16 protein-coding genes, 3 tRNA genes and 1 pseudogene are annotated in these 24,970 nt (G+C 40.3%); 15 read left to right on the top strand and 5 right to left on the bottom strand.

All coding sequences use genetic code 11. From position 1 onward, the window contains the following. Window positions 1-7: 7 nt before the first annotated feature. Genes atpE through atpC form a run of 7 tightly spaced genes read left to right on the top strand, consistent with a single transcriptional unit; the run spans window position 8 to window position 5,574 of the window. On the top strand, window positions 8-235 hold the full coding sequence (atpE, locus tag NFR29_RS06975; RefSeq protein ID WP_251424882.1) for a F0F1 ATP synthase subunit C: 228 nt from the start codon (window positions 8-10) through the stop codon (window positions 233-235). 18 nt (window positions 236-253) lie between these two features. Continuing rightward, entirely contained in the window at window positions 254-751 is a 498-nt protein-coding gene (gene atpF, locus NFR29_RS06970) for a F0F1 ATP synthase subunit B (protein WP_251424880.1), read from the top strand. 4 nt (window positions 752-755) lie between these two features. After that, window positions 756-1,307, top strand: a complete 552-nt coding sequence (gene atpH / locus NFR29_RS06965) for an ATP synthase F1 subunit delta (RefSeq protein WP_251424878.1) — start codon at window positions 756-758, stop codon at window positions 1,305-1,307. 16 nt (window positions 1,308-1,323) lie between these two features. Beyond that, the gene (gene atpA / locus NFR29_RS06960) at window positions 1,324-2,862 is read left to right on the top strand and encodes a F0F1 ATP synthase subunit alpha (protein WP_251424876.1); all 1,539 of its coding nucleotides are present in this window, start codon (window positions 1,324-1,326) and stop codon (window positions 2,860-2,862) included. A gap of 3 nt (window positions 2,863-2,865) precedes the next feature. After that, the gene (atpG, locus tag NFR29_RS06955; RefSeq protein WP_251424874.1) at window positions 2,866-3,720 is read left to right on the top strand and encodes an ATP synthase F1 subunit gamma; all 855 of its coding nucleotides are present in this window, start codon (window positions 2,866-2,868) and stop codon (window positions 3,718-3,720) included. Between the two features lie 18 nt (window positions 3,721-3,738). Continuing rightward, the gene (gene atpD / locus NFR29_RS06950; protein WP_251424872.1) at window positions 3,739-5,163 is read left to right on the top strand and encodes a F0F1 ATP synthase subunit beta; all 1,425 of its coding nucleotides are present in this window, start codon (window positions 3,739-3,741) and stop codon (window positions 5,161-5,163) included. 3 nt (window positions 5,164-5,166) lie between these two features. Beyond that, on the top strand, window positions 5,167-5,574 hold the full coding sequence (atpC, locus tag NFR29_RS06945; protein ID WP_251424870.1) for an ATP synthase F1 subunit epsilon: 408 nt from the start codon (window positions 5,167-5,169) through the stop codon (window positions 5,572-5,574). Between the two features lie 106 nt (window positions 5,575-5,680). Here atpC and NFR29_RS06940 read toward each other — a convergent pair whose 3' ends face one another. The 5 genes from NFR29_RS06940 to NFR29_RS06920 all read right to left on the bottom strand — a co-directional run bounded on the left by NFR29_RS06940 (window position 5,681) and on the right by NFR29_RS06920 (window position 8,130). Then, the gene (locus NFR29_RS06940; protein ID WP_251424869.1) at window positions 5,681-6,832 is read right to left on the bottom strand and encodes a HipA domain-containing protein; all 1,152 of its coding nucleotides are present in this window, start codon (window positions 6,830-6,832) and stop codon (window positions 5,681-5,683) included. A 33-nt stretch (window positions 6,833-6,865) separates the two neighbouring features. Next, window positions 6,866-7,714, bottom strand: coding sequence for a hypothetical protein (locus NFR29_RS06935; RefSeq protein WP_251424868.1), 849 nt, complete (start codon window positions 7,712-7,714; stop codon window positions 6,866-6,868). Between the two features lie 177 nt (window positions 7,715-7,891). Beyond that, window positions 7,892-7,967, bottom strand: a tRNA-Val gene (locus NFR29_RS06930). A 3-nt stretch (window positions 7,968-7,970) separates the two neighbouring features. Further along, a tRNA-Glu gene (locus NFR29_RS06925) sits at window positions 7,971-8,045 on the bottom strand. A 9-nt stretch (window positions 8,046-8,054) separates the two neighbouring features. Further along, window positions 8,055-8,130, bottom strand: a tRNA-Asn gene (locus NFR29_RS06920). 642 nt (window positions 8,131-8,772) lie between these two features. Between NFR29_RS06920 and NFR29_RS06915 the strand changes: the two genes are divergently transcribed. The 8 genes and pseudogenes from NFR29_RS06915 to NFR29_RS06885 all read left to right on the top strand — a co-directional run bounded on the left by NFR29_RS06915 (window position 8,773) and on the right by NFR29_RS06885 (window position 24,862). After that, window positions 8,773-9,615, top strand: coding sequence for a fumarate hydratase (locus tag NFR29_RS06915; RefSeq protein WP_251424866.1), 843 nt, complete (start codon window positions 8,773-8,775; stop codon window positions 9,613-9,615). 28 nt (window positions 9,616-9,643) lie between these two features. Further along, a complete protein-coding gene (locus tag NFR29_RS06910) occupies window positions 9,644-10,204 on the top strand; it encodes a Fe-S-containing hydro-lyase (RefSeq protein WP_251424864.1) in 561 nt (186 codons plus the stop codon). 181 nt (window positions 10,205-10,385) lie between these two features. Next, entirely contained in the window at window positions 10,386-10,454 is a 69-nt protein-coding gene (locus NFR29_RS08350) for a putative holin-like toxin (protein WP_420908284.1), read from the top strand. 201 nt (window positions 10,455-10,655) lie between these two features. Further along, window positions 10,656-11,207: a TIGR01440 family protein gene (locus NFR29_RS06905; RefSeq protein ID WP_251424862.1), complete on the top strand. Its 552-nt coding sequence runs from the start codon at window positions 10,656-10,658 to the stop codon at window positions 11,205-11,207. Window positions 11,208-11,219: 12 nt separating this feature from the next. Further along, window positions 11,220-12,722 (top strand): LPO_1073/Vpar_1526 family protein, encoded by a 1,503-nt coding sequence (locus NFR29_RS06900; RefSeq protein WP_251424861.1) that lies wholly within the window; start codon window positions 11,220-11,222, stop codon window positions 12,720-12,722. A gap of 428 nt (window positions 12,723-13,150) precedes the next feature. Further along, entirely contained in the window at window positions 13,151-13,543 is a 393-nt protein-coding gene (locus tag NFR29_RS06895; protein WP_251424859.1) for an ESPR-type extended signal peptide-containing protein, read from the top strand. A gap of 27 nt (window positions 13,544-13,570) precedes the next feature. Continuing rightward, a pseudogene (locus NFR29_RS08345) lies at window positions 13,571-13,732 on the top strand (hypothetical protein); the annotation flags it as partial. Between the two features lie 93 nt (window positions 13,733-13,825). After that, entirely contained in the window at window positions 13,826-24,862 is an 11,037-nt protein-coding gene (locus tag NFR29_RS06885; protein ID WP_251424854.1) for a YadA-like family protein, read from the top strand. Window positions 24,863-24,970: the final 108 nt, after the last annotated feature.

The raw sequence follows: 24,970 nt of genomic DNA, 5'->3' as shown, positions 1-24,970 counted from the left end.
ATTAATCATGGAAGTTCAAGGTTTATACGCTATTGCAGTAGCTATTATTATGGGTTTCGGTGCGATTGCAGCAGGTTTGGGTAACTCCGCTGTAGCCAGCAAAGTAGTAGAAGGTATTACACGTCAACCAGAATTGCGTGGTCAATTGATGACAACTCTATTTATTTCCGTAGGTTTGATCGAAGCGATGCCTATCATCGGCGTTGTTATGGCGTTTATTTTGTTATTTAGATAATAGCAAGGGGGAACAACCTTGGTTGATTTAACACTAGGGACAATTCTTGCTCAAATGCTAAACTTCTTTATATTAGTTTGGATTTTGAAACGCTTTGCTTATAAGCCGTTATTAAATATGATGACGGAGCGCCGTGAGCGCATTGCTAAAGATTTAGCTGATGCAGAACAAGCTCGTCTTGATGCGGAGAAATTGAAAGAAGAATATGCTTCTCAAATTTCTAGCGCACGTCAAGAAGCACAGCAAATTGTAGAAAAAGCACATCATCAAGCGCAATTAACATCGGCAGAAGAAATTGCTCAAGCTCACGCTCGTATTGAAGCGGAAAAAGAAAAAGCCCGCAAAGATATGGAGCACGAAAGAGAACAAGCGATGCTCGGATTACGCAATGATGTAGTATCTTTATCGGTAGCAATGGCTTCCAAAATTGTGGATAAAGATATGAACAGCGAAACGAATACAAAACTAATTGAAGACGCTATTCGTCAACTTGATAGTAAAACGATAGGGTTGTGATACGATGAGCACAGAAATTGTAGCAGATAAATATAGTTCAGCTATGTTAGAGCTAGCTCAAGAACAAGGTAATTTAGTAGATGTAGAAACAGATTTGCTTTATGTAGACTCTGTTTTTAAAGAGCAAGAGGAGTTAACACAATTCCTGAATAATCCAATTATCACAACAGAGGCTAAAATCTCTTTAGTAGGGAAAATTTTCAGCGGCGCTGTGCAAAAAACAGTGCTTAACTTCCTCTACGTTATGATCAAAAGAGGACGCTACCGTTTTATGGAAGCAGCCATTCGTTCTTTTATCAAAAAATCGAGAGAAGCCCGCGGCATTTTAGAAGCTACTGTAACGGTAGCAGAGCCGATTAGTGATGCGTTGTTGGAGCAAGTATCTAGCAAATTACAAACAATGACGGGCAAAGAAGTGATTCTATCAGTGCGTCAAGAACCAGCTATTATGGGTGGTATCGTCATTCAACTTGGTGATAAGCGCATTGATGGGTCCGTTGCACGTCGCCTAGAAGACTTAGAAAAATCTTTATTACGAACTGACTCTATTAGATAGGGGTGAATGGGTATATATGAAAATGAAGCCTGAAGAAATCACTGCTATAATTAAACAGCAGATTCAGGACTACGATGTTGACCTCAATGTCGATGATGTTGGTACTGTCCTCGACGTAGGGGATGGCATCGCCCATATTTATGGTCTTGAAAGAGCCATGGCCGGCGAATTATTAGAATTACCGCACGGCGTATACGGCTTGGTTTTAAACTTAGAATTAGATAATGTAGGTGCCGTGCTGTTAGGCGATGATTTCCTCATTAAAGAGGGAGACGAAGTGCGCCGTACTGGCAAAATTATGGATGTACCTGTTGGTGATGCACTTATCGGTCGCGTTGTTAATCCATTAGGGCAACCTCTTGATGGAAAAGGCGTGATTCAAACGACTGAACGCCGTCCTATTGAACATCCTGCACCAGGCATTGCGGATCGTCAATCGGTACACGAACCATTGCAAACTGGTTTGAAAGCGATTGACTCTATGGTGCCAATCGGTCGTGGTCAACGGGAATTGATTATCGGTGACCGCGGTACTGGCAAAACAGCAATCGCTCTCGATACAATTTTGAACCAAAAAGGAAAAGATGTAATTTGTATTTACGTTGCCATTGGTCAAAAAGAATCGACTGTTGCCCGTGTAGTACAAAAATTAGAAGAAGCTGGCGCTATGGAATACACCATTGTTGTATCTGCTAGTGCTTCCACAGGGGCGCCATTGCAATACATTGCTCCGTATGCTGGCGTAGCAATGGGTGAACACTTCATGTATCAAGGTAAACACGTGCTTTGCGTATATGATGATTTAACAAAACAAGCAGCGGCTTACCGCGCTATGTCTCTATTATTACGCCGTCCACCAGGGCGTGAAGCATACCCAGGTGACGTATTCTACTTACACAGCCGTCTTTTAGAACGGGCTGCTAAATTGTCTCCTGAATTAGGTGGCGGTTCTATTACGGCATTGCCGATTATTGAAACGCAAGCAGGTGACGTATCTGCATACATTCCTACGAACGTAATTTCCATTACAGATGGCCAAATTTTCTTGGGCACTGATATGTTCTATTCTGGTATTCGACCAGCTGTTGACGTTGGTTTATCCGTATCTCGTGTAGGTGGTAGTGCTCAAACAAAAGCGATGAAACAAGTAGCTGGTCAATTACGTTTGGACTTGGCACAATATCGTGAGTTAGCAGCCTTTGCACAATTCGGTTCTGATCTTGATGCGGCTACACGTGCTCAATTGGATCGTGGTGAGCGTTTAACAGAAATGTTAAAACAAGATCAATACCATCCGATGAGTGTGGCTGAAATGGTTATTACCCTTTATGCTGGTACAAAAGGCTATTTAAGTGATGTTCAAGTGGCTGACGTATTGCCGTTTAGCAGTGAGTTAGTACGATTTATCCGCGCTAATTATCCTGAAATTATCAGCAATATTGAAAGCTCTAATAAACTAGAAGAAGATACGGAAAACTTGCTCAAAAAAGCAATTCCAGAATGTATCGAAGCCTTTGGTACTACACATACATTAATATCCCGTAAGGAGGCGTAATGTATGGCTAGTGCACAAGATTTGCGAAAGCGTATAAAAAGTGTTACCAACACGCAACAAATTACAAAAGCGATGAAAATGGTAGCCTCTGCTCGCTTGCGTAGGGCTCAAGGCAAGGCGGAAGCGACCCGGCCTTATGCAGAGAAAGTAGGGCAAATCTTGCGTCATATTTCTAATAGCGATTTAGGTGATTATAGCAGTCCATTGCTCGAAGTCCGTCCTGTAAAACGCACTTGTTATATTGTAATCGGTGCCGATAAAGGTTTGGCAGGCGCTTTTTCGTCTAATGTATTGAAAAAGACCATCGAAGAGATTGGTACGAAATCATCGAGTGATTATATATTGATTGCATCTGGGCGTAAACCAATAGAAAATCTGAAATCTCGTGGATATCATGTGAACTACGGACATAGTGGATATTCTGATAAACCGAGTTATGAACATGCGCGTCTCATTATGAGCGAAGCGCTTTCACTATATGAACGCCAAGAAGTGGACGAAGTAATCATGATTTTTACACGTTTTGTAAATTCTATGACGCAAATTGCACAGGCAGAGCGCATTTTACCATTAGAACAGCCAGATGATGAAGTAAAAGGTGAAGAATATGATTTTATGCCTTCTGCTGCATCAGTGTTGGATGCGGTGCTACCTAAATATTTAGAAATTACGGTATATAATGGATTGCTACAATCTGCAGCCAGTGAATTAGGGGCTCGTATGACCGCTATGACATCGGCTACAGATAATGCAGGTGAGTTAATTGAGTCCTTAGGATTGCAATATAATAAATTACGCCAATCCAGTATTACTAATGAAATTTCTGAAATCGTTGGTGGCGCTAATGCCTTACGATAGATAAGGAGAGACCTCTTAATGAGTAATAATATTGGGAAAGTGGTGCAAGTCATCGGCCCAGTTGTAGACGTGCGTTTTGAATCTGGCCATTTGCCAGCTATTTACAACGCTATCCACATCTACCATGACCACAAAGCACACGATAGACAAAAAATAGTAGTAGAGGTTATGCAACACCTCGGCGACGATACAGTGCGTTGCGTTGCTATGAGCTCTACAGACGGTATGACACGAGGTATGGAAGCAGAAGATACAGGAGCGGCGATTTCCGTTCCTGTTGGCGAAGGTGTACTCGGTCGTATCTTCAACGTATTAGGTGAAACAGTAGATAATGATCCAGCTCCTGTTGTAGCAGATGAGAAATGGCCTATCCATCGTCCAGCTCCTAAGTTTGACGACCTTTCACCAGATACACAAATTCTCGAAACAGGTATCAAAGTTGTTGACCTCATTGCACCATATGTAAAAGGTGGTAAAATTGGCCTTTTCGGTGGTGCCGGTGTAGGCAAAACAGTATTGATTATGGAATTGATTCACAACATTGCCACTGAGCACGGCGGTTATTCCGTATTCTCCGGTGTAGGGGAACGTACTCGGGAGGGTAATGATTTGTGGAATGAAATGAAAGAATCTGGCGTTATTAGCAAAACGGCTCTCGTATATGGTCAGATGAATGAACCACCTGGTGCCCGTATGCGCGTTGGTTTAACAGGTCTTACAATGGCCGAATATTTTCGGGATGTGAAAAAACAAGACGTGCTCTTGTTTATCGACAACATTTTCCGCTTTATTCAAGCTGGTTCCGAAGTATCGGCGTTGCTCGGCCGTATGCCATCTGCCGTAGGTTACCAACCGACACTAGCCAATGACGTAGGGGCTTTGCAAGAACGTATTACATCTACTAAAGAAGGGTCTATTACATCGGTACAAGCCGTATACGTGCCTGCCGATGACTTAACAGACCCAGCTCCAGCGGCTACATTTGCTCACTTAGACGCCACAACTGTATTGTCACGTTCTATTGCAGAGCTCGGTATTTATCCAGCCGTAGATCCATTGGACTCCACAAGCCGTATTTTGGATCCTAATGTATTAGGCCAAGAACATTACGAAGTAGCGCGCGGTGTACAAGAAGTATTGCAAAAATATCGCGATTTACAAGATATCATTGCTATCCTTGGTATGGAAGAACTATCTGACGAAGATAAGTTAACCGTATCTCGTGCTCGTAAAATTCAACGTTTCTTGAGTCAACCATTCTTCGTAGCCGAAGTATTTACTGGTTCTCCTGGTAAATACGTACCGTTACAAGAAACCTTGCGCGGCTTTAAAGAAATCCTAGAAGGTAAACACGATGATTTACCAGAAGGTGCTTTCTACATGGTTGGTAATATTGACGAAGCAATTGCTAAAGCGAAGGATATGCAAGAGAAGGGGGACTAATCCATGGCGGAACCTATGACCCTAACGATTATTACACCTGATGCTGTCGTATATGATGGAAAAGCCGATTTTTTCGTGGGCCGTGCCATAGATGGTGAATTTGGTATTCTACCAAATCATGCACCTATGATTATTGCTCTCGATATTGCTCCGCTTCGTATTGACCATCCTGATGGAACGCAGCACGAATTAGCCATCTTCGGTGGTTTCGTTGAAATTGAGCACAATAAGGTGAGCATTGTTACACCAAACTGTGAACTTCCTGAATCCATCGATATCGATCGAGCAAAACGAGCGAAAGAACGCGCTGAAGAACGATTAGCAAAACGTACTCCAGACATTGATGTAGAACGAGCTGAACATGCATTAGCACGAGCTCTTCTGCGGTTGAAAGTAACGAAACAAATGTAAATATAAAAACGCCCTATTGGACTAGCCGATAGGGCGTTTGTTTTGCTGCTAATAAATGGATCGATTTAATTTAATTGTAATATTCTGAAACATTAATTTCACATATTTATATTTCCCTTTGTTTATCAATCTCGCGTGCTAATCCTCGAACCCGTCTCATGAATAAACGCTCCATAATTTCTAGTCGTTCTGGTGTGACTATATCATTTTTAGGATAAATTTCTTTCATTAATGTAGGAGCGATAGTCGAAATGATATCAATATTGATGTGAGAGAGGTCGGATTGAATATATTTGATTTGTTTATCGTGGGTCGTTGTAAATGGTTGTGCTTCGTAGGCGTGGGATGGCTTATTTTCGTTGATTTTATATTGGTCGTACCACAGTGTATTACCGTTATCGAAGAGTGGAACCATGCCTTTGAATTCGAGCGTTGTTGAGTCTCGTAAAAATCCAAAATTACCCCAATGACGATCGTCATTCATTGTAAGATAGTCAATAGCAATCATCGTGTCGAGGTCGTGTTGAATATTAGGGATATCGAGACTCTGACATCGGTTAACGAGAGCGGCATATTTGTTTTCTTTTGGGTTTAATGTGCCAGCCACATACCAGGCCGGGACGAATTCAAGGCTTTCAGTAGTAAATATATTACAAGCAGACACATATTCGCCATTGTCTAATTGTCGTAAATCATAGCGAACGTGATTGATAGGTGTAGCGTTTAATAGCTGTGAAATAAATACTTCGTTAAAAGGTTCTAATAATAAGGTTTTGCCAGCTTTTAAAAGAATTGTATCATCTTGTTCCTTGATCCACATTTGGCGCAAAGAACCGTTAATGGATGAATTCGGTGTAATCAAGTTGGCATCTATATGTTCTTGTTCGGTTATGAATACAGGCGTGTCGATGAAAGGATTGGTAAAGAAATTAACTTCATCCCAGGTGATACTGGAGTCGGTAGGCTTAATCCAGTAATGGTCGGATAAGCTCAATTGATAGGATTTAATTGATAACTCTAAAGAGTCGCTAGCTTCATAGGCAGCTAAAATTTTAGATAAATTTTGCCGTACATTAGGGATAGCACGATGCTTCATAAATTCGCTTAATGCGGCTTCTGGACTCTCTCCAGAGTGCATGTTTAATGGCGTATGTTCGCTAGATAGTATCTCGTTGATTTTGATGATTTTATTTCTATCCGTTAATGAAACAGTCAGTACAGGAATGTCTTTGTGCATTAATATATAGTGTTTACTCATAGTGTCACCTCCTTTTGCTAATTATATAGTTTCTTACAGCACACTAACACCTTTCAAAGAATATTTTGTATTCTTAGGCTGTTCTACTTGTAGTTCTTCTGGCATTTTTGTAGTTATGCTTGTGTCTGCTGGTGGCGTATACCGGTCGATGTCAGTAGGTACGCGTTTGTATGGTAGTTTGTTGAGTAGTCGCGTTGTCACTGTGTTCCACACAGATTGATGGGATGGGACAGTGAGACTATCGTCAACTTGGCGGAAGCTGCTACGGATGGTATGTGCTATGCCGTCTGTTGTGTCGTAATAGTGAATCAAAGCGCTTGTGCGTGCTTCGATATATATATCGCTATCGTAGTAATCGCTGAATAGTCCGAAACGATGGAGGCGTGGGATTTGGCGATACGTATCTTGTAGTGCTATGGGAATGACTACGATGTCCGCATGTTCTTCAGCAGCGATACGAACCATTTCTTCGGTGGACACTTTTGTATCCATTGCTGGTACACGTATGATAGTAGTATCGTAATAAGGGTATTTTAATACGTTGGCAATAGCGCGCGTTAGATAATTGTTGAAATCCATCGTATTGTTACGATGCGATGTAGGAACAGCGATGGTTACTTTGCGAGTAGGGAAATTAGTTAAGGAACCATCGTACAACGGTCCTTCTTGAGACATAATGGAATTCTGGGACCCATTGAGACGAGAACTAGCAGAGGAATCGTTAAGGAGATCGCCGCGGGAAAGGGATTCTATAGGTTGTGATATAGAGGCTGACGTTTTTGCTGTGGCCTTTACAATCGCTGCGTCTGCTATAGGTGCACTATATGTGAAAGCACCTACTAGGAGCATAGCCATAATAATACATTGTAGTATATGTGTCATAAGAAACTCCTTTATATTATATGTTTAAATGTATTTAACTATAATTAACTAATGAGTATATGCTTAGTATAACATACTCTATACATCAATATAAAAGGACGAAGTATATATAGAGAAGGGGTAAGAGCTATAGAATCAGGCATAAAAAAAGAAGCAAACCGCAGTTTGCTTCTTTTGTGGTGGACGATGACAGGATCGAACTGCCGACATCCTGCTTGTAAGGCAGGCGCTCTCCCAGCTGAGCTAATCGTCCATGTGGTGACCCGTCCGGGAATCGAACCCGGGATACCGCCGTGAAAGGGCGGTGTCTTAACCGCTTGACCAACGGGCCATATAAAATTGGCTCCTCGAGTAGGACTCGAACCTACGACCGATCGGTTAACAGCCGATTGCTCTACCGACTGAGCTATCGAGGAACAATATACTCGTAATTATAAACGAATATATAACGCATGGCAAGTCTTTTTTGTGTAAAATTATAAATTTTCTATCAACTAAGTATAACTAAAACACATAGATGGGCTAACAAAAAGGAATTATTAATTTTATTGATAACTTATTAAGAATAAATAATGTTTTTGATTATCTATAAAATAGTCAGTAAATAAGCGGTATATTGGCAAATAGAGGAGAATCATTAGTAAAAGTTTTGATTCAATCATAGGAGCAAATATTTTTATTGATAAAGAGAAAATAGTATACTGAAATCAATTTAATTGATAAATAATATCAATTGCAAACAAGAAGACTGATGGATAGTTTGGCTGAATTGATAGGAATGAATAATAGAATTAAAGTCGAGTGAGTTGCTTCCATATAATGGATGGAGATAAATGCTAGTGAGTACCTGCTTTCGATGAGAGATATAGGAGTGTATAGAACGATTAGTAATGCAAAAAAGTGAAGAAAATAAGTATATTTAAACAATGAGAATCATTATTAAATTGATAAACTTAGTTGATGAAACTGTATAGATAAGGCGTTGAAAGCCTACTTTCAGTGTGTTACCATTTAACTATAGAGTTAGTCTCAATTATTGTTCCTGAGGAGGGATTATTTTGCGCGAAATACAAGTATCACAAATTACAGAAGCAGTTGCAAAGTTATGTATGGACGCTGCATACTATTTACCAACAGATGTATATGAAGGTTTGAAAAAAGGCCGCGATACAGAAGAATCTCCAGTAGGTAAAGTAGTATTGGATCAAATTATTAAAAATGCAGAAATCGCTAAAGACGAAGATCGTCCTATTTGCCAAGATACTGGTATGACTATCGTATTCTTAGAAGTAGGTCAAGACGTTCACTTCGTAGGCGGCGACCTTCGTGACGCTGTTAACGCTGGTGTAGCAAAAGGTTACGTAGAAGGTTACTTGCGTAAATCCGTAGTAGCAGAACCATTGTTCAACCGTAAAAATACACAAAACAATACACCTGCTATTATCTACACTGACATCGTACCAGGCGACAAAGTTAAAATCGACGTTGAATTAAAAGGCTTCGGTTCTGAAAACAAATCTGGCGTTAAAATGCTTGTTCCTGCAGATGGTCGTGAAGGCGTTAAAAAAGCAGTACTTGACATTGTTAAGGCAGGCGGCCCTAACCCATGCCCTCCAATGGTAGTTGGCGTTGGTATCGGTGGTACTATGGACCAAGCTGCGTTGCTTTCTAAACGCGCTTTGCTTCGTTCCGTAGAGGATCGCAATGAAATGGCTGAATATGCTGAACTAGAAACTGAAATCTGCGAAGCAATCAACAAAACTGGTATTGGACCTCAATTAGGTGGTACTACTACAGCATTGGCTGTTAATATCGAATGGGGCCCAACGCATATTGCTGGTCTTCCTGTAGCCGTTACGATTTGCTGCCACGCAGCTCGTCACGCTGAAGTAGTTCTATAATATAAGAAAAACTTAGGAGGAAATAGCAATGGCTGAAACAATTCGCATTACAACACCTTTCACAGAAGAAATGTCCCGTAAATTAAAAGCTGGCGATAGCGTATTAATTACTGGTAAAATTTATTCCGCTCGTGACGCTGCTCACAAAGTTATGACTGAAGCATTAGCACGTGGCGAAGAATTGCCTATCGATTGGCATGATAAAATCGTTTACTATTTAGGACCATCCCCAGCAAAACCTGGAGACCCAATCGGTTCCGCAGGCCCTACTACATCCGGTCGTATGGACGCATACACACCAACAATGCTTGACCAAGGCATTAAAGGTATGATCGGTAAAGGTTCCCGTAAACCAGAAGTAGTAGAATCTATGAAGAAAAACGGTGTAACTTACTTCGCAGCTGTTGGTGGTGCTGCAGCATTGATTGCGAAATCCATCAAAAAATACGAAGTTATCGCTTACGAAGACTTAGGTCCAGAAGCGTTGGCTGAATTGACTGTAGAAGACTTCCCAGCAATCGTAGTAGTAGACAGCGAAGGCAACAACTTCTACGAAATGGGTCAAGAACCATACCGTAAAGACGTATAATCGCCATTGAGCGACAAAAAAGAGACTTGGAAACAAGTCTCTTTTTTGTCTTTTGTCTCTTTAATTTGTTTGGGTACGATACAGTAATCGTATGTTATTAGTAGTTATTTTATACAACTTATATGGTATACTATACATAAGATAGCAAGCGAGTTAGGTTCATCACCAAGGTGGTGATGCTATGAGCGTTTTTGAAGCGTTATTATTGATGATAACCTTTGCAACTCTTATAGTCATGATTCTGAAATAGAAAAATGACCTAATATTTGAAACACTAGGCCATTTCTCAATTTCTTGTTAAGTTATTCTGAGATGAGCCTAGCGTTTACAGTCGCTTGCTATCCCTTTACATTTATTATAGCACAAAGCGTCAAGAATCTCTATGTGGAGAGTTAATGGCGCTGATTCATACTACACATTTGTATACTATGCTCAGAAAAGAGGCGATACTATGCATACACTAGAGACTATTCGCAATGCTACCAGGACGGCTATGACAGAGTTGTTAGCAGCTGCTAAAGTACGAACAGGTCAACTATTTGTGGTAGGTTGCTCTACCAGCGAAGTAATGGGCAAAACGATTGGTACCGATTCGCATATGGATGTAGCAGAGGTTGTGTTTGACGAAATACATAGAGCTGTACAGGATAAGGGCATGCATTTAGCAGTACAATGTTGTGAACACCTAAATCGGGCTCTTATTATGGAACGAAGTGCTCTCACCTGGGAAGAAGAGGTTAATGTAGTACCGCACGCACATGCCGGTGGCGCTATGGCTACTACAGCGTATCATCGTTTTGAGGATCCAGTGGCCGTTGAATTTGTAAAGGCTCATGCAGGTATCGATATTGGCGATACGTTCATTGGTATGCATATGAAACATGTGGCCGTTCCCGTTCGCCTATCCATTCAAAACATCGGGGATGCTCATATTACAGCCTGTCGTGTGCGTCCTAAGAGTATCGGTGGTGTTCGCGCCATCTATAATGATTCGTTATTGTAAGAGGAGATTAGAATGTCCGGTTTAACCCCTTATATTGTGTTGGCGGTAGTAGCCATCGTGTTCTTCATCGTTTGTTATGCGCTGTTTCGTAACAGTGAGACCACAACGAATGGTGAAAGCCATATAACAGAACTACCTAACGATGAAGTAAGTAACATAACACCATATGTTGACGAGCCAACAAAGATGGATACTGACGAATTGATAGTGTCGATACCGAATGTTGATACATCAATAGATACATCTGTTGATAAAGAGTTGAATGTGGTAGAACCGCCTTCAGAAGAAAACAATATCATTCGAGAGATGCATGAACCTGATATAGAAGACACCTTTGCTCTTGGTGAATCGCCAGCTGCCTTAGAAGAGGAAAATCATGTAGAGGCGGAATTAACACAAATGATCGGTACTGACGGAGGAGCAAAGCTGGAACCACAAGGGCCGTCACTATTAGAAGAAACGAGATTGTTTGATGCTAATGAGATGGCAGATGCTATTCATGCAGCAACAGAGACAGAAGAAGAGGGGCTTGGTCCGTGGGCACAAGCTACACAAGAAGATAATCGTGTAGAACTAGCGATGCAACCATTTATGGCTTCCTTTGGAACTGTACATAGTGATGCCATCGCCCATGTGGAATCCATTACGCGAAAAGCTCTTGCGGAACTAGAAATTACTAAAATTACCGAAGTGCAAGGGCTGTTACAAAATATAGTCGTTCAAGAGGCTTTGCTAGGTATGCAAAAGGCCTATGCTACGACGCCAACACCGTGGATGAAAATGACTGCCTTAGAAGCCTTTATAGATGTAGCGCAATGCCCTAAATCAAGTACGCACTATTTAGTTGCTTTTGATGCGTTACTCATTTTGCCTCATCTTACATTAGGACATTTTCAAGTGATGGCGTTACTCTTGCTATTGCAATACTCGCGTAATTCTAATAACTATGGACGTCTTCATTTTCAACATTATGTAGCAAAATATATTGAACCATTTATCTCGAATTTGCCACATGATTCATCGTTTTATCGTCAATTAGATTACTTGCGTTGTATTCAATGGGAACGGGAACAAGTGACATTGACACAGTTGTTGAGTAATTCGTACCCATTTGTTTTCAATTATCGTGGCTTTACAAAAGAAGAACTGCTTCATGCTACGGGTGGGGCTGGGGTGAATCCTCGCTTTGTGGTACGTAGTTTAAATTCAAACCTTTACAAATTAGCCGTAGTAGACGATTCATTAACGTCTAAATTTTTTAGACAGGCTCGCATCTCTAATCCTTCGATACAACGCGACCTTATATCCCTTATGAAGAGCAAACCTACATCTTTTACGGGTAGTGAGGCTCGCCAAATTATGGATGATATTTCACCAGTTCTGTCCGACGTGGCTACATTGTATGATGAAACACCTATGAGTCGCATGTCTTTAACGATGTTAGGATTATATTTAGGACGAGCACATGTGAAAGCTGTTATCGGCGAAGAATTTGATATTTCCTATTGGTTATAATAAAATCACTGCTATTAGGTAAGTGTTATAGCATCTGTTATATGATATATATAATATATATGTTATATATAGAGATTGTACAATCATACAGAGACTATATAAGGACATTGTTATGCTTTTTATGCATGATAGTGTCCTTTTTTGTGTTTTATATGATAGTTCGGTGCTAATACAGAATAAATTTATCGAAAAAATAAAGATGAGTTAAATATGAAAGTAGGGGGGTAAAATAACTATAAAAAGTTTATTTTGTTGTTTACATAGCGTGTCGTAAATGATATTATGATGAAGAAAAGTATATTGATATAGGTCGATTTAATGTTTGTGGTGAGTCCCTACCATTGCATATAAATGATTTATATTAATATTCATAATTATAATTGGAACTTATTTGTTATTGTAATGTAGAAAAAGGGGTGTATTATTGCATGAATAAAATTTTCAAAGTTATTTGGAATCGCAGAACCCAATGTTGGGTAGCGGTACCAGAAGTGACGAAAGCACAAGGCAAAACTAAGTCTAGCACAGTTATGCTTGTGGCAGCGTTGCTTACAGCTGGTACTGTTGCGTTAGGTGGCGGTCAAGCTGGTGCGTATACCGCAGGTGGCGGGACTGTAGGTACTGATTCTGCTGCGATAGCTATTGGCGACTCTGCTAGTGCGACTGGTGTACAAGCTGTCGCTCTTGGTCATAGCGCTAATGCGAGCGGCCGGATGGCTATTGCTACTGGTCGTGATGCTAATGCTAGTAAGGATGCTGGTATTGCTATTGGTGCGATGCTAGATTCGGCATATGTTATTAACTCTGGTGGTAAGGGGTAACGTTATGATGCAGCTAAATCATCTGGTATTGCAGCCATTGCTATTGGTGCAGGGACTAATGCTAGTGGTGATGCATCCGTTTCGCTTGGTGTAGGCTCTAAATCAACTGGTCGAAATACGGTAGCTATTGGTCCAGCAGTATCGGCAAAGGGGCATTCAGCGATTGCTATCGGTTCTGGGTCTACTGCAGAAAGTGAAGCATCTGTTGCTATCGGTATCAACGCTTGGGTTGCTGGTGGAACGGAGAAGTCAACGGTTGACACTGCTAGTGAAGGTAGCAGATTGGGCGTAGCTGTTGGTAATTCTTCTCGGGTAAAAGCTTCTGTACGAGGTTCAACTTTTGGTACTCATAGTACTGTTGAGAATAGTAATGGTGGTACTGCATTAGGCGCGAGAAGTTCTGTTACTAACGCAACTCGAGGTACCGCAATCGGTATGGGCGCGACTACATCTAACATAACAGGTGGTGTTGCATTGGGTGCATACTCTAAGGCGGATCGTGCTGCATTGAATGAGACTACGCGTGCTGCGACTGCAACGCCTACTGTGGCTAACAACCAAGTATATGCCTTATCTTCTGCCAATGCAGACGATAAGACTGCTATTGAAGCTACCGTGAAAGGTAATTTAGGTGCTGTATCTGTTGGCGGAACTGTTAATGATACTACAGGCGATGGTACAGTAGTTTATGATGGTACGGCGACTCGCCAAATCATTAACGTTGCTGCTGGTTCCGAAAACAGCGATGCGGTTAACGTAGCGCAATTGAAAGCGGTTGCTAAGGTAGCGGAAAGCAAAATTGGTGATAATACTTTCGCATTAGGCGGTAACAATAACACAACAACAGCTACACAAGCATTATCTAAAACTGACGGCTTGAAATTTAATATTGTTGGTGCTAATAATGGTCAATATATTACAACTAATGCAGCTGGTGATAATGTAACTGTTGATTTGTCTGACGATGCTAAAGTTAAATTGAATAGTACTGTTACTGTAGAGGGCTCTGGTGCGGCAAAAGTATCAAGCAAAGAAACAAAAGATAGTGCTGGTCGTGTAACTAATACTACATATACAGTACATGTTGATCCTGTAAGTGGTGGTACTGCTTCTACTGAGCAAGTAGTGAAAAAAGCAGCAGCTGCTGGTGACACAAACATTGCTGAAGTAAATCCAGCTTCTGGATCTACGCAAGGTGGTGCTGGTGCAACATACGAAGTAGGCGTGTCTAAAAATGCTGTTAAAGACGCTGCTCGTGAAGCTGTTATTGTAAATAATGGTGGTAACACGGATAATCCTATTACAGTAACTCCTAATCCAGATGAAACTACTCATACAACAACATACAATGTAACATTTGATGGTAGTAAAGCAGCTAAGCAAATTCCATTGACTTATAAAGCGAATGGTGCAAATTCTCAAACTGTTACATTAGATAAAGGACTTGACTTTACAAATGGAAACTATACAACGGCTACTGTTGCTGCGGATGGCGTTGTAAAATATGATGTTAAACTTGGCACTACTCCAGCTGCTGGTGCAGATGGCAAACCAGGTAAAGATGGTACAGATGGCAATGCTACAGCAACAGTTGTAAAACCTGGTGATACTGTAAATTATAAAGCTGGCGATAACTTAACAGTAAAACAAGAGATCGATGCAGCTAATAATGCACAAACGTATACTTTCAAATTAAACAAAGACCTTACGGGGATTAGTTCTATTACAAATGGAGGATCTTCTATTACATTGAATCCAACGCCAGGTAATGGAAATCCAGCTGTTACGATTAACGGTGGAGACCTTAACCTAGGTGGTAATAAAATTACTAACCTAAAACCTGGTACAGCTACTACTGATGCAGCTACAGTAGGTCAATTGACAGTTGTGAAATCTAGTGATAACTCCGTAAGTGTTCAAGAAAGTACAAATGCTAATGGTGGCAAGGTATATGACTTGAAAGTCACTGGTACTGGAACTGCATCTGATCCTGATACATATTTCCATGTAAATACTGGTGCTATTACTGGTGCTGCTGGTACAACTGCAGGTGGGAATACTGGCACAGGCAATGGCTCTACTAACTTGGGTAAAATCGGTGAAGCTGCTGGTGCAAAAGGCGCTGGAGCCGTTACTGCTGGTATTAATGCTAGCGGTGAGGGACGTGGTTCTGTTGCCTTGGGACAGGCTTCGAATGTGAGTTCCCATGGTGGTGTCGCAATTGGTAGAAATGCTACGGTTGTAACACCTCTCGCAAATACTAAAGGTACAGATGCAGAGTATGGTAAAAGTGCTGTTGCAATTGGTGAAGACAGTAAAGTAGCCGGTGGTAGAGCGAATAATGGTTCGATTTATGGCCGTGGATCTATTGCTATTGGTACGAATGCATTGGCGAACCGTGTTCTTGAAAATGGTATTGCAAGTGATACTAATAATGCGTATAAAACGAATACTGGCGGATTAACAGGTGTTAATAATGATATTAATTTGAGCATTATGGATTTAGCTGGTATGAGAGGCGACACAGGGCACAGTAATGAAGCTGTTGCATTAGGTACTGACGCACGTGCTGTAGGTGACCAATCTATCGCTATCGGTGCACAGGTTGTGGCTGGACATGCATCTGTTGCTATTGGTGGTAATGATATGGAGTCTGTAGCTACTACAGCTAATAAAGCTACTTATCAAGCTATTACTGGTGCTGAATTACCTGATAATCAAATAGGGTCTGCTTATCCAACTACGTCTGCCATGAAAGGTTCTGTTGCCATTGGTGAAAAAACTTATTCTCGCACATTGATGGGTACTGCTATTGGTTTGACTGCTGCTGTTAATGAAAATGCAGAACTTGGTACAGCATTGGGTGTGGCTGCACGTGTTGGCAATCAAGATTCTAAGGTGGCTTCTCAAGGGGCTACTGCTATCGGTGCTGGTGCTGTCGTGGAAGGTAACTATAGTACGGCTATCGGTACTGGTACACAAGTTATTGCAGTAGATGCTACATCTATTGGTTATAAAAATAAAGTGACTGGTAATAACTCTGTATCTATTGGTGATAATCAAACTGTTTCAACCTCTAATTCTGTAGTATTAGGTTCTGGCGCTGCTGGTAATTTAACAGCTACAAAAGAAACGCAAGGAACAGTACCTCTTGCTGGCGGTGGAACTTTCACATATGGTGGATATGTAGGTGCACCACCAACAGATACAAGTGGTGCTCTTCAAACCGGGTATTATGTAAGTGTAGGTACGCAAGGTGCTGAGCGTCAAATTAAAAATGTAGCTGCTGGTAAAGTATCTGCTGATTCTACAGATGCTATCAATGGCTCTCAATTGTATGCAACAAATAAAGTAGTAGCTGATTTGTCTACTAACAATATTAAATTAGGTAGTAATTCTGGTACCACAGATGCACAAGCGTTAAATAAAAACGGTGGATTGCAATTTAACGTTAAAGGCGATGGTACCTATGTAACTACTAAAGCAGCAGGTACAGATGTTACTGTAGATTTGACACAAGAGACAAAAGATAAAATTGAGAATGCTGCTAATAAAAACTTATCCAACATCACTAACGAAGGTGCTAAAAACATTACTAAGTTAGGTACTATCGTAAAAGCTGGTGATAATGTAACAGTTACAGATTCTAGTGATCCAACAACAGGCCGTACAACATACACAGTAAACGCTATTACTCCAGCTGTATACACAGATAAAGCGGGTAATAAAGTATATCCAATTAAGGATGCTGCAGGTAATACGACTTGGAATACAAAACCAGATGGTACTGGTACAGTTGTAACTACTGATAATGTGATTACATCATTTGAATCTCCAGCAGGTTCTACAACTGATGGTGGCAAAATAGTTAATAACATTGGTTCCGCTATTCAAACACCAGGTTCTACAGATACTTTCTTAACTCAATTAGATAAAGCTAACGGGGCAACGCCAAATGCAGCGGTTAACGTATCTGACTTGAAAAATACATCTGATGCATTGAAAGCGTCTGAGTTACACATTGCACCAACAGTAACAAACCGTACTGGTGAAACAGTAGGAGGTACTGCAAGTGGTAATACTGCTACTGGCGCAGCTACACAAGCCTATAAGTATGACCCTACAACTAAACAAGTTGTTATGACGTACAATGATGGTGCTGGTAAAGCAGTATCTGAAACTAAAGCAGTTATCGACTTGTCCAACTTGCCAACAGGCGGTAGCATGGATTCCTTCAATGTGAAATCCTCTGCAACTGGTGGTACAGTAGCTGCAGGTTCTGCTACTACAGCACAAGCGATTAAAGACGGCAAAACTGTAGAAATGCAAGCTGGTAAAAACTTGACCATCAAGCAAACCAACACAACTGATGGCAATGCGCAAGTAGAATATTCGTTGAACAAAGATCTTACTGGTTTAGATTCTATCGGCATTAATGGTAAAGACGGAAAAGATGGTCTTACTATTAAAGGCGGCGATGGTAAACCAGGCGTAGATGGTACGAATATTACTCGTATTGAATATGTAGATAAAGATGGTAACAAACAAGATGTTGCTACATTAAATGATGGCATGAAATATGCTGGCGATAATGGACAAGCTGATGCTACTAAGGTAATCAACAAAAAACTAAACGAACGTTTAGATATTGTTGGTGGTGCTGACGCTAGCAAATTGACAGATAACAACATCGGTGTAAACGCTAAAGATGGTAAGTTAGAAGTTAAATTAGTAAGAGACATTGATTTAACAAAAGATGGTTCCCTCAAAATTGGTGACACTACAGTTAACAATGGTGGCTTAACTATTAACAATGGTCCATCTGTAACTAACAAAGGTATTGATGCTGGTAGTAAAACAATTACTAATGTAATGCCAGGTGTAAATGGTACAGATGCAGTTAACGTTAATCAGTTGAAAGCTACTGAACAACACATCAAACCAGGTACATACACAGTTGGTCAAGATGGCAACGTGACAATGACATATGTAGATGGTAATGGTGCAGACGTAGCAAATCAAACGGCAGTTATTACAGGCGTAGCTAAGTCCGACTTGTCTAACATCACTAACGAAGGCGAGACTAAAATTAAAAATCTTGCTAAAACTGCTATCGATATGGAAGATGGTAAAAATACGAAAGCATCTGACCGTGATGTAAACGGAGTGAAAACTTTCAAAGTGGACGTTGAAGGTGATTTAGTAGATATCTCCTCCATTACTAATAGTGAAGGTTCTGGCAAAATTAACTTGAACCCTAATGGTGTAGTTCAAATTGGTGGTAATAACCCAATTAACTTAGACGGTAGTAAAGGTAATATTGGTGGATTAACTAATAAAACATTCGATCCTAATAACTTCACATCTGGTCAAGCTGCTACAGAAGACCAATTGAAAGTTGTTCATGATACATTGAAAGCGTCCGAGTTACACATTGCGCCAACAAATGTGAAAGCTGGTTCTACTGAAGCATTAGGTGGTACTGCTAATAATGGTACAAATACGTACGTATATGACCCTACAACTAAACAAGTTGTCATGACATATAATGATGGCAATGGTAAAGCAGTATCTGATACTAAAGCTGTTATTGACTTGTCCAACTTGCCAACAGGCGGTAGCATGGATTCCTTCAATGTGAAATCCTCTGCAACTGACGGTACAGTAGCTGCAGGTTCTCAAGGCGTGCAAGCTATTACAGATGGAAAAACTGTAGAAATGCAAGCTGGCAAAAACTTGACTATCAAACAAACCAATGAAAATGGCAATGCAAAAGTAGAATACTCTTTAGCAGATGACATTGTTATCGGTAAAGATGGCCAAGATGGCGTTGATGGCAAAATCGGCGTAAACGGCAAAGACGGTTCCGCTGTTGTTATTAACGGTAAAGATGGTTCTATCGGCCTCAATGGTAAAGACGGTGCCAATGGCATTACGATTAAAGGTGATAAAGGTGAGCCTGGCGTAAATGGTGGCAATGGTATTACTCGTATTGTATACGAACGTCCAGATCCATCTGATAACACCAAAACGATTAGAGAAGAAGTAGCTACATTAAACGACGGCTTGAAGTTTACTGGTAATAATACAGATTCTGTAAATAAAAATAAATTGAATACCCTTGTAACTATAGAAGGTGAAGGTGTTTCTAAAGCTGAATCTGCTACGTTCCAATCCGCTTCTGGTAATATTAATGTAGTAGCTAATGGTCAAGACGGTAATCAAAGTAAATTAACGATTCAGTTAAACAAAAACCTGAAAGGTTTAGAGAGTGTAACTACGAAAGAAATCAAGCTTGGTGACGAAAATAATAATACTTCCATCAAGAAAGATGGCGATCGTATTACCTACACAACTCCAGATGGTAACGGTGGCACAACGGTTAATAAAATTGCTAACTTAAGTGATGAGATTCATATTACAGATACGACATACACAGTTGGCGACAAAACTAAGCGCACTGATGCTAAAGATGATGAAATCACATTGACATACACAGATGGCAATGGTCAGGAAGTAGCTAATAAATTTGCTATTATCCAAGGCGTGGCTAAGTCCGATTTGTCTAATATCACAGATGAAGGTAAGAAAAACATCACTAAGCTAGGTACCGTCGTAAAAGCTGGTGATAATGTAACCGTAACATCCAATGCTGATGGTGATGGTCGTACAACATACACAGTAAATGCCATTACTCCAGCTATCTATACAGATAAAAATGGGAATAAAGTATATCCTATTACAGATGCTACTGGTAATACGACTTGGAATACACAACCAAATGGTAGTGGTACAACTATTGATGCTGGCGATGTGATTACATCTTTCACAACACCTACTGGTGATACTAAAGGCGGTACAATGATTGTAAACAACGTTGGTTCCGCGATTAATACACCAGGTTCTACCGGTGATTTCTTGACTAAATTAGATACGGCTAACACGGCAACACCAAATGCAGTGGTTAACGTATCTGACTTGAAAAACACTGCTGATGGTTTAACAAACAAAGGGTTACGTTTCGATGCTAACTCTGGTGGTGAGAAAACCAATAAACTTGGTTCTAAAGTAACTATTCAAGGTACTGGTGATAAAGCAGATACTGAGTACAATACGAATAATATTAAAACTATTATTAGCCAAGATCAAACAACTGGTGATACAACTATTAACATTGGTTTGGCAAATGATATTGTATTAGGTAAACCTGGTCAAGATGGTAAAGATGGTTCCATCACTGTTATGGGTAAAGACGGCAATGGTGTAGTGGTAGATGGCAAAGATGGTTCTATCTCTGCCGTTGGCAAAGATGGCACTGGCGTTGTTATTAATGGTGAAAAAGGTACTATCGGTATTGCTGGTAAAGACGGAAAAGATGGTATTAACATCACTAATAACAATAGTAAAGTGGGCTTAGATGGCGCAGATGGTTCTAGTCGTATTGTTTACACAGATAAAGATGGCAAAACAAATGAAGTAGCCACAATGAACGATGGCTTGAAATTCACTGGTAATAACGAAGATACAGTGAATAAGCATAAGTTGAATAGTCTTGTAAAAGTACAAGGTGAAGGCGTAAACAAAGCTACTTCTGCTACTTTCCAATCTGCTGCTGGCAACATCAATGTAAAAGCTGATGGTAAAGATCTTCTTGAAATTCAATTGAATAAAGATCTTCAAAATATCAACTCCATTAAAAACACAGCAAATGGTCCTAGCATCACAATTGGTGGTAATGACATTACTATCGGTGGTGGCAACCTCAACATGGATGGTAACAAAATCACTAACCTAGCACCTGGTACAGATGGTACAGACGCTGTTAATGTGGATCAGTTGAATAAAACAGTTGCTGCTAATAAAACAATTGTAAAAGCTGGTGATAATGTAACTGTTACATCTGCTACTGCGACTGATGGCGCAACAACATACACTGTAAACGCTATTACTCCAGCTGTTTATACAGATAAAGATGGTAACAAAGTATATCCAGTTAAAGATGCGAATGGTAATGTAACTTGGAATACACAACCAGATGGTAGTGGTACAACTGTAAATGCAGGCGATATCATTACATCCTTCGAATCTCCAGCAGGTTCTACAACTGATGGTGGTACTATTGTGAATAACATTGGTTCCGCTATTCAAGGTAAAGATGGCGATACATTCTTGGATAAATTGGACAATGCAAACAATAGCAATCCAAACTCTGCCGTTAACGTATCTGATTTGAAAAACACTGCTGATGCTATCGGCAATAAAGGCTTGAACTTTACAGCAGATAATACAAATGCAGGGGATGCAAACACAACTGTACATCGTAATTTAGGAGACACATTGAAAATCGAAGGTGACTCCAACATTACTACAACAGCTGACAATGCGAATGGTAAAATTTCCTTAGCATTATCCAACAACATTCAAATCGGTGAGAAAGGTGAGCCTGGTAAAGATGGTCAACCTGGAAAACCTGGTGTTGATGGCACAATCGGCGTAAACGGTAAAGACGGTTCTTCCGTTGTTATCAATGGTAAAGACGGTTCTATCGGTCTTACTGGCCCTAAAGGTGCAGATGGTAAAGACGGTGCATCTGCTACGATTTCTGTTAAAGATGGCAAACCAGGCGTAGACGGTAAAGATGGGGAAACAAAAACTCGTGTTGTATACGAACGTCCAGATCCAACAGATCCAAGCAAAACGATTACAGAAGAAGTAGCTACACTAAACGATGGATTGCGTTTCACTGGTAACAATACAGATAAAGAAAATATTCATAAATTGAATAGCACTGTAAAAGTACAAGGTGAGCGTACGGATGGTAAAACAACGTATGCAGCAGGCGAAAGTGCAGCTAACAACTTAATTGTAGAGGCTGATGGTGGTTCTACATTAACTGTGAAAATGGCTAAGGATCTTAACCTTACTGATAAAGGCTCTGTAAAAACTGGTAATACTACTGTAAATAATGATGGTATTACAATTACAAATCCTACAGATCCTGCTAAAAATGTATCTTTAACAAATGGTGGCCTTAATAATGGCGGTAACAAAATTATTAATGTTGCAGAAGGTACTGATGATACAGATGCAGTTAACGTAAAACAATTGAAAGATACTATTGAGAAAAATAAAACTCATTTAGTAGATGGCAAAAACACTACAGTAACAGGTACTGGTACAGCTGATGATCCATACAAAGTGAACGTAAATGATAACGTAGTATTTGGTAAGGACGGCAAAGATGGCGTTGATGGCTCTATCGGTGTAACTGGTAAAGACGGTAATGCTGTTGTAATTGACGGCAAAGATGGTTCCATTTCTGCTATCGGTAAAGATGGTACTGGTGTAGTTATTAACGGTAAAGATGGTTCTGTAGGCATCGCTGGTAAAGACGGATCTAGCGCTAACATTACTACTAAAGATAGTGCAGTTGGTCTTGACGGTAAAGATGGCTCTAGCCGCATTGTTTACACTGACAAAGATGGTAAAGAAAACGAAGTTGCTACTATGAATGATGGTTTGAAATTCACTGGTAACAATGAAGTTGTAAATAACCATAAATTGAACAGTACTGTAACAATTAAAGGTGAAGGTGTAGATAAAGCTGCATCTGATAGCTTCAAATCTGCTACAGGTAACATCAATGTAAAAGCTGATGGTAAGGGTACATTAGAAGTTCAATTGAACAAAGATCTTAACCTTACTAAAGATGGTTCTGTAACAACAGGTAATACTACTGTAAATAACGATGGTATTACAATTACAAACCCTACAGATCCTAATAAAACAGTATCTTTGACAGACAAAAACCTTAACAATGGTGGTAACCAAATCATCAACCAAGGTAGTGGTGCAACTGGTACAGATGCTGATGGCAAACCTGTTTACAACAATGATACAAACGGCGCTAACATCGGTGACGTGAAAAATATCGCTGGTGATATCGTAAATAATTCTGGTTGGAAAGCAAATGCAACAGGTAATGTTGTTGGTAAGTCTGAAGCAACAAAAGTAACACCAAATACGACTGTTAACTTCGATGCTGGTAACAACTTAGAAATTACGCAAACTATCGATGCTAAGAACAATACTCAAACCTATAGCTATCGCTTAAAAGACGATATCCAATTAGGTCAACCTGGTAAAGACGGTAAAGACGGCTCTATCGGCGTAAACGGTAAAGACGGTTCTGGCGTAGTTATCAATGGTAAAGACGGCTCTATCGGTCTTACTGGCCCTAAAGGTGCAGACGGTAAAGATGGTGCATCTGCTACGATTTCCGTTAAAGATGGTAAACCAGGCGTAGACGGTAAAGATGGTGACACAAAAACTCGTATCGTTTACGAAACAAAAGATGCTAATGGTAAACCAGTAACCGAAGAAGTAGCTACATTAAACGACGGCTTGAAATTCACTGGTAACAATACTGACACAACAAATATTCATAAATTGAATACTACTGTGAAAGTACAAGGTGAAGGTGTAAGCAAAGAGCAATCTGCTAACTTCAAATCTGCAGCTGGTAACATCAACGTAGTAGCTAATGGTTCTGATACTTTAGAAGTACGCTTGAATAAAGACCTTCAAGGTATCAACACAATTACTAATGGTGACTCTTCCATTACATTGAATGAAAACCCTGCTAACAACGGTGGTAATGCGGTTACAATCAATGGTGGTAACCTCAATATGGGTGGTAATAAAATTACTAACCTAAAACCTGGTACAGACAAAACTGATGCTGCTACAGTAGGTCAAATGACTCAAGTAACATCTAATAACAAATCTGTACAAGTTATTGAATCCATTAATGATGATGGTGCTAAAGTATACGACTTAGCTGTTAACCCTGCAATTCCTAATGCAATCGATGAATTAGGTAGAGAAATTGGCCGTGTTGGTGCACAAGGTGCCGCTCTTGCAGCGTTGAAACCAATCCAATACGATCCATTAGAGCCAACTCAAATCATGGCTGGTTATGGTAACTACCGTGGCAACTCTGCTCTTGCATTGGGCGTAGCACACTACAAAAACGAATCTACAATGATTCATGGTGGTATTTCTTGGGCTACTGGTGATGGTCGTCACATGATGGCTAACGCTGGTGTAACTTGGAAAATTGGTAACCGCGATTCCGAAGCAGCAATTGCTGATCGTTACCGCAAAGGACCTATCAGTTCTGCTTACGCAATGCAAAACGAAATGGCTGCTATGAAAGCTGAAAATGCTGGATTAAAAGGTGAAGTAGCTGACTTGAAAGCTCAAAACGAAGAAATGAAAGCTAAAATTGAAGCTATGATGGCTAAATTAGGTTTATAATTCATAGTTCTGAGTCATTCAAATGCTAAGACTAGAGATAGCGATGACTATCCCTAACCCTTAGTAATGAAGTGAAACGGTGCAGGAACAATTTTGTTCCTGCTCTTT

Origin of the sequence: Veillonella agrestimuris (assembly GCF_943193065.1) — a bacterium.
In the GTDB taxonomy this organism is placed as follows: Bacteria; Bacillota; Negativicutes; order Veillonellales; family Veillonellaceae; genus Veillonella; species Veillonella agrestimuris.
This window is presented reverse-complemented; position numbering and strand designations above follow the sequence as displayed.

What these genes read in the sequence shown, in the direction of transcription:
- atpE (WP_251424882.1), top strand. Translation starts at nt 8, where the DNA reads ATGGAAGTTCAAGGTTTATACGCTATTGCAGTAGCTATTATTATGGGT.
- atpH (WP_251424878.1), top strand. Translation starts at nt 756, where the DNA reads ATGAGCACAGAAATTGTAGCAGATAAATATAGTTCAGCTATGTTAGAG.
- atpA (WP_251424876.1), top strand. Translation starts at nt 1,324, where the DNA reads ATGAAAATGAAGCCTGAAGAAATCACTGCTATAATTAAACAGCAGATT.
- atpG (WP_251424874.1), top strand. Translation starts at nt 2,866, where the DNA reads ATGGCTAGTGCACAAGATTTGCGAAAGCGTATAAAAAGTGTTACCAAC.
- atpD (WP_251424872.1), top strand. Translation starts at nt 3,739, where the DNA reads ATGAGTAATAATATTGGGAAAGTGGTGCAAGTCATCGGCCCAGTTGTA.
- atpC (WP_251424870.1), top strand. Translation starts at nt 5,167, where the DNA reads ATGGCGGAACCTATGACCCTAACGATTATTACACCTGATGCTGTCGTA.
- NFR29_RS06940 (WP_251424869.1), bottom strand. Translation starts at nt 6,832, where the DNA reads ATGAGTAAACACTATATATTAATGCACAAAGACATTCCTGTACTGACT.
- NFR29_RS06935 (WP_251424868.1), bottom strand. Translation starts at nt 7,714, where the DNA reads ATGACACATATACTACAATGTATTATTATGGCTATGCTCCTAGTAGGT.
- NFR29_RS06910 (WP_251424864.1), top strand. Translation starts at nt 9,644, where the DNA reads ATGGCTGAAACAATTCGCATTACAACACCTTTCACAGAAGAAATGTCC.
- NFR29_RS06905 (WP_251424862.1), top strand. Translation starts at nt 10,656, where the DNA reads ATGCATACACTAGAGACTATTCGCAATGCTACCAGGACGGCTATGACA.
- NFR29_RS06900 (WP_251424861.1), top strand. Translation starts at nt 11,220, where the DNA reads ATGTCCGGTTTAACCCCTTATATTGTGTTGGCGGTAGTAGCCATCGTG.
- NFR29_RS06895 (WP_251424859.1), top strand. Translation starts at nt 13,151, where the DNA reads ATGAATAAAATTTTCAAAGTTATTTGGAATCGCAGAACCCAATGTTGG.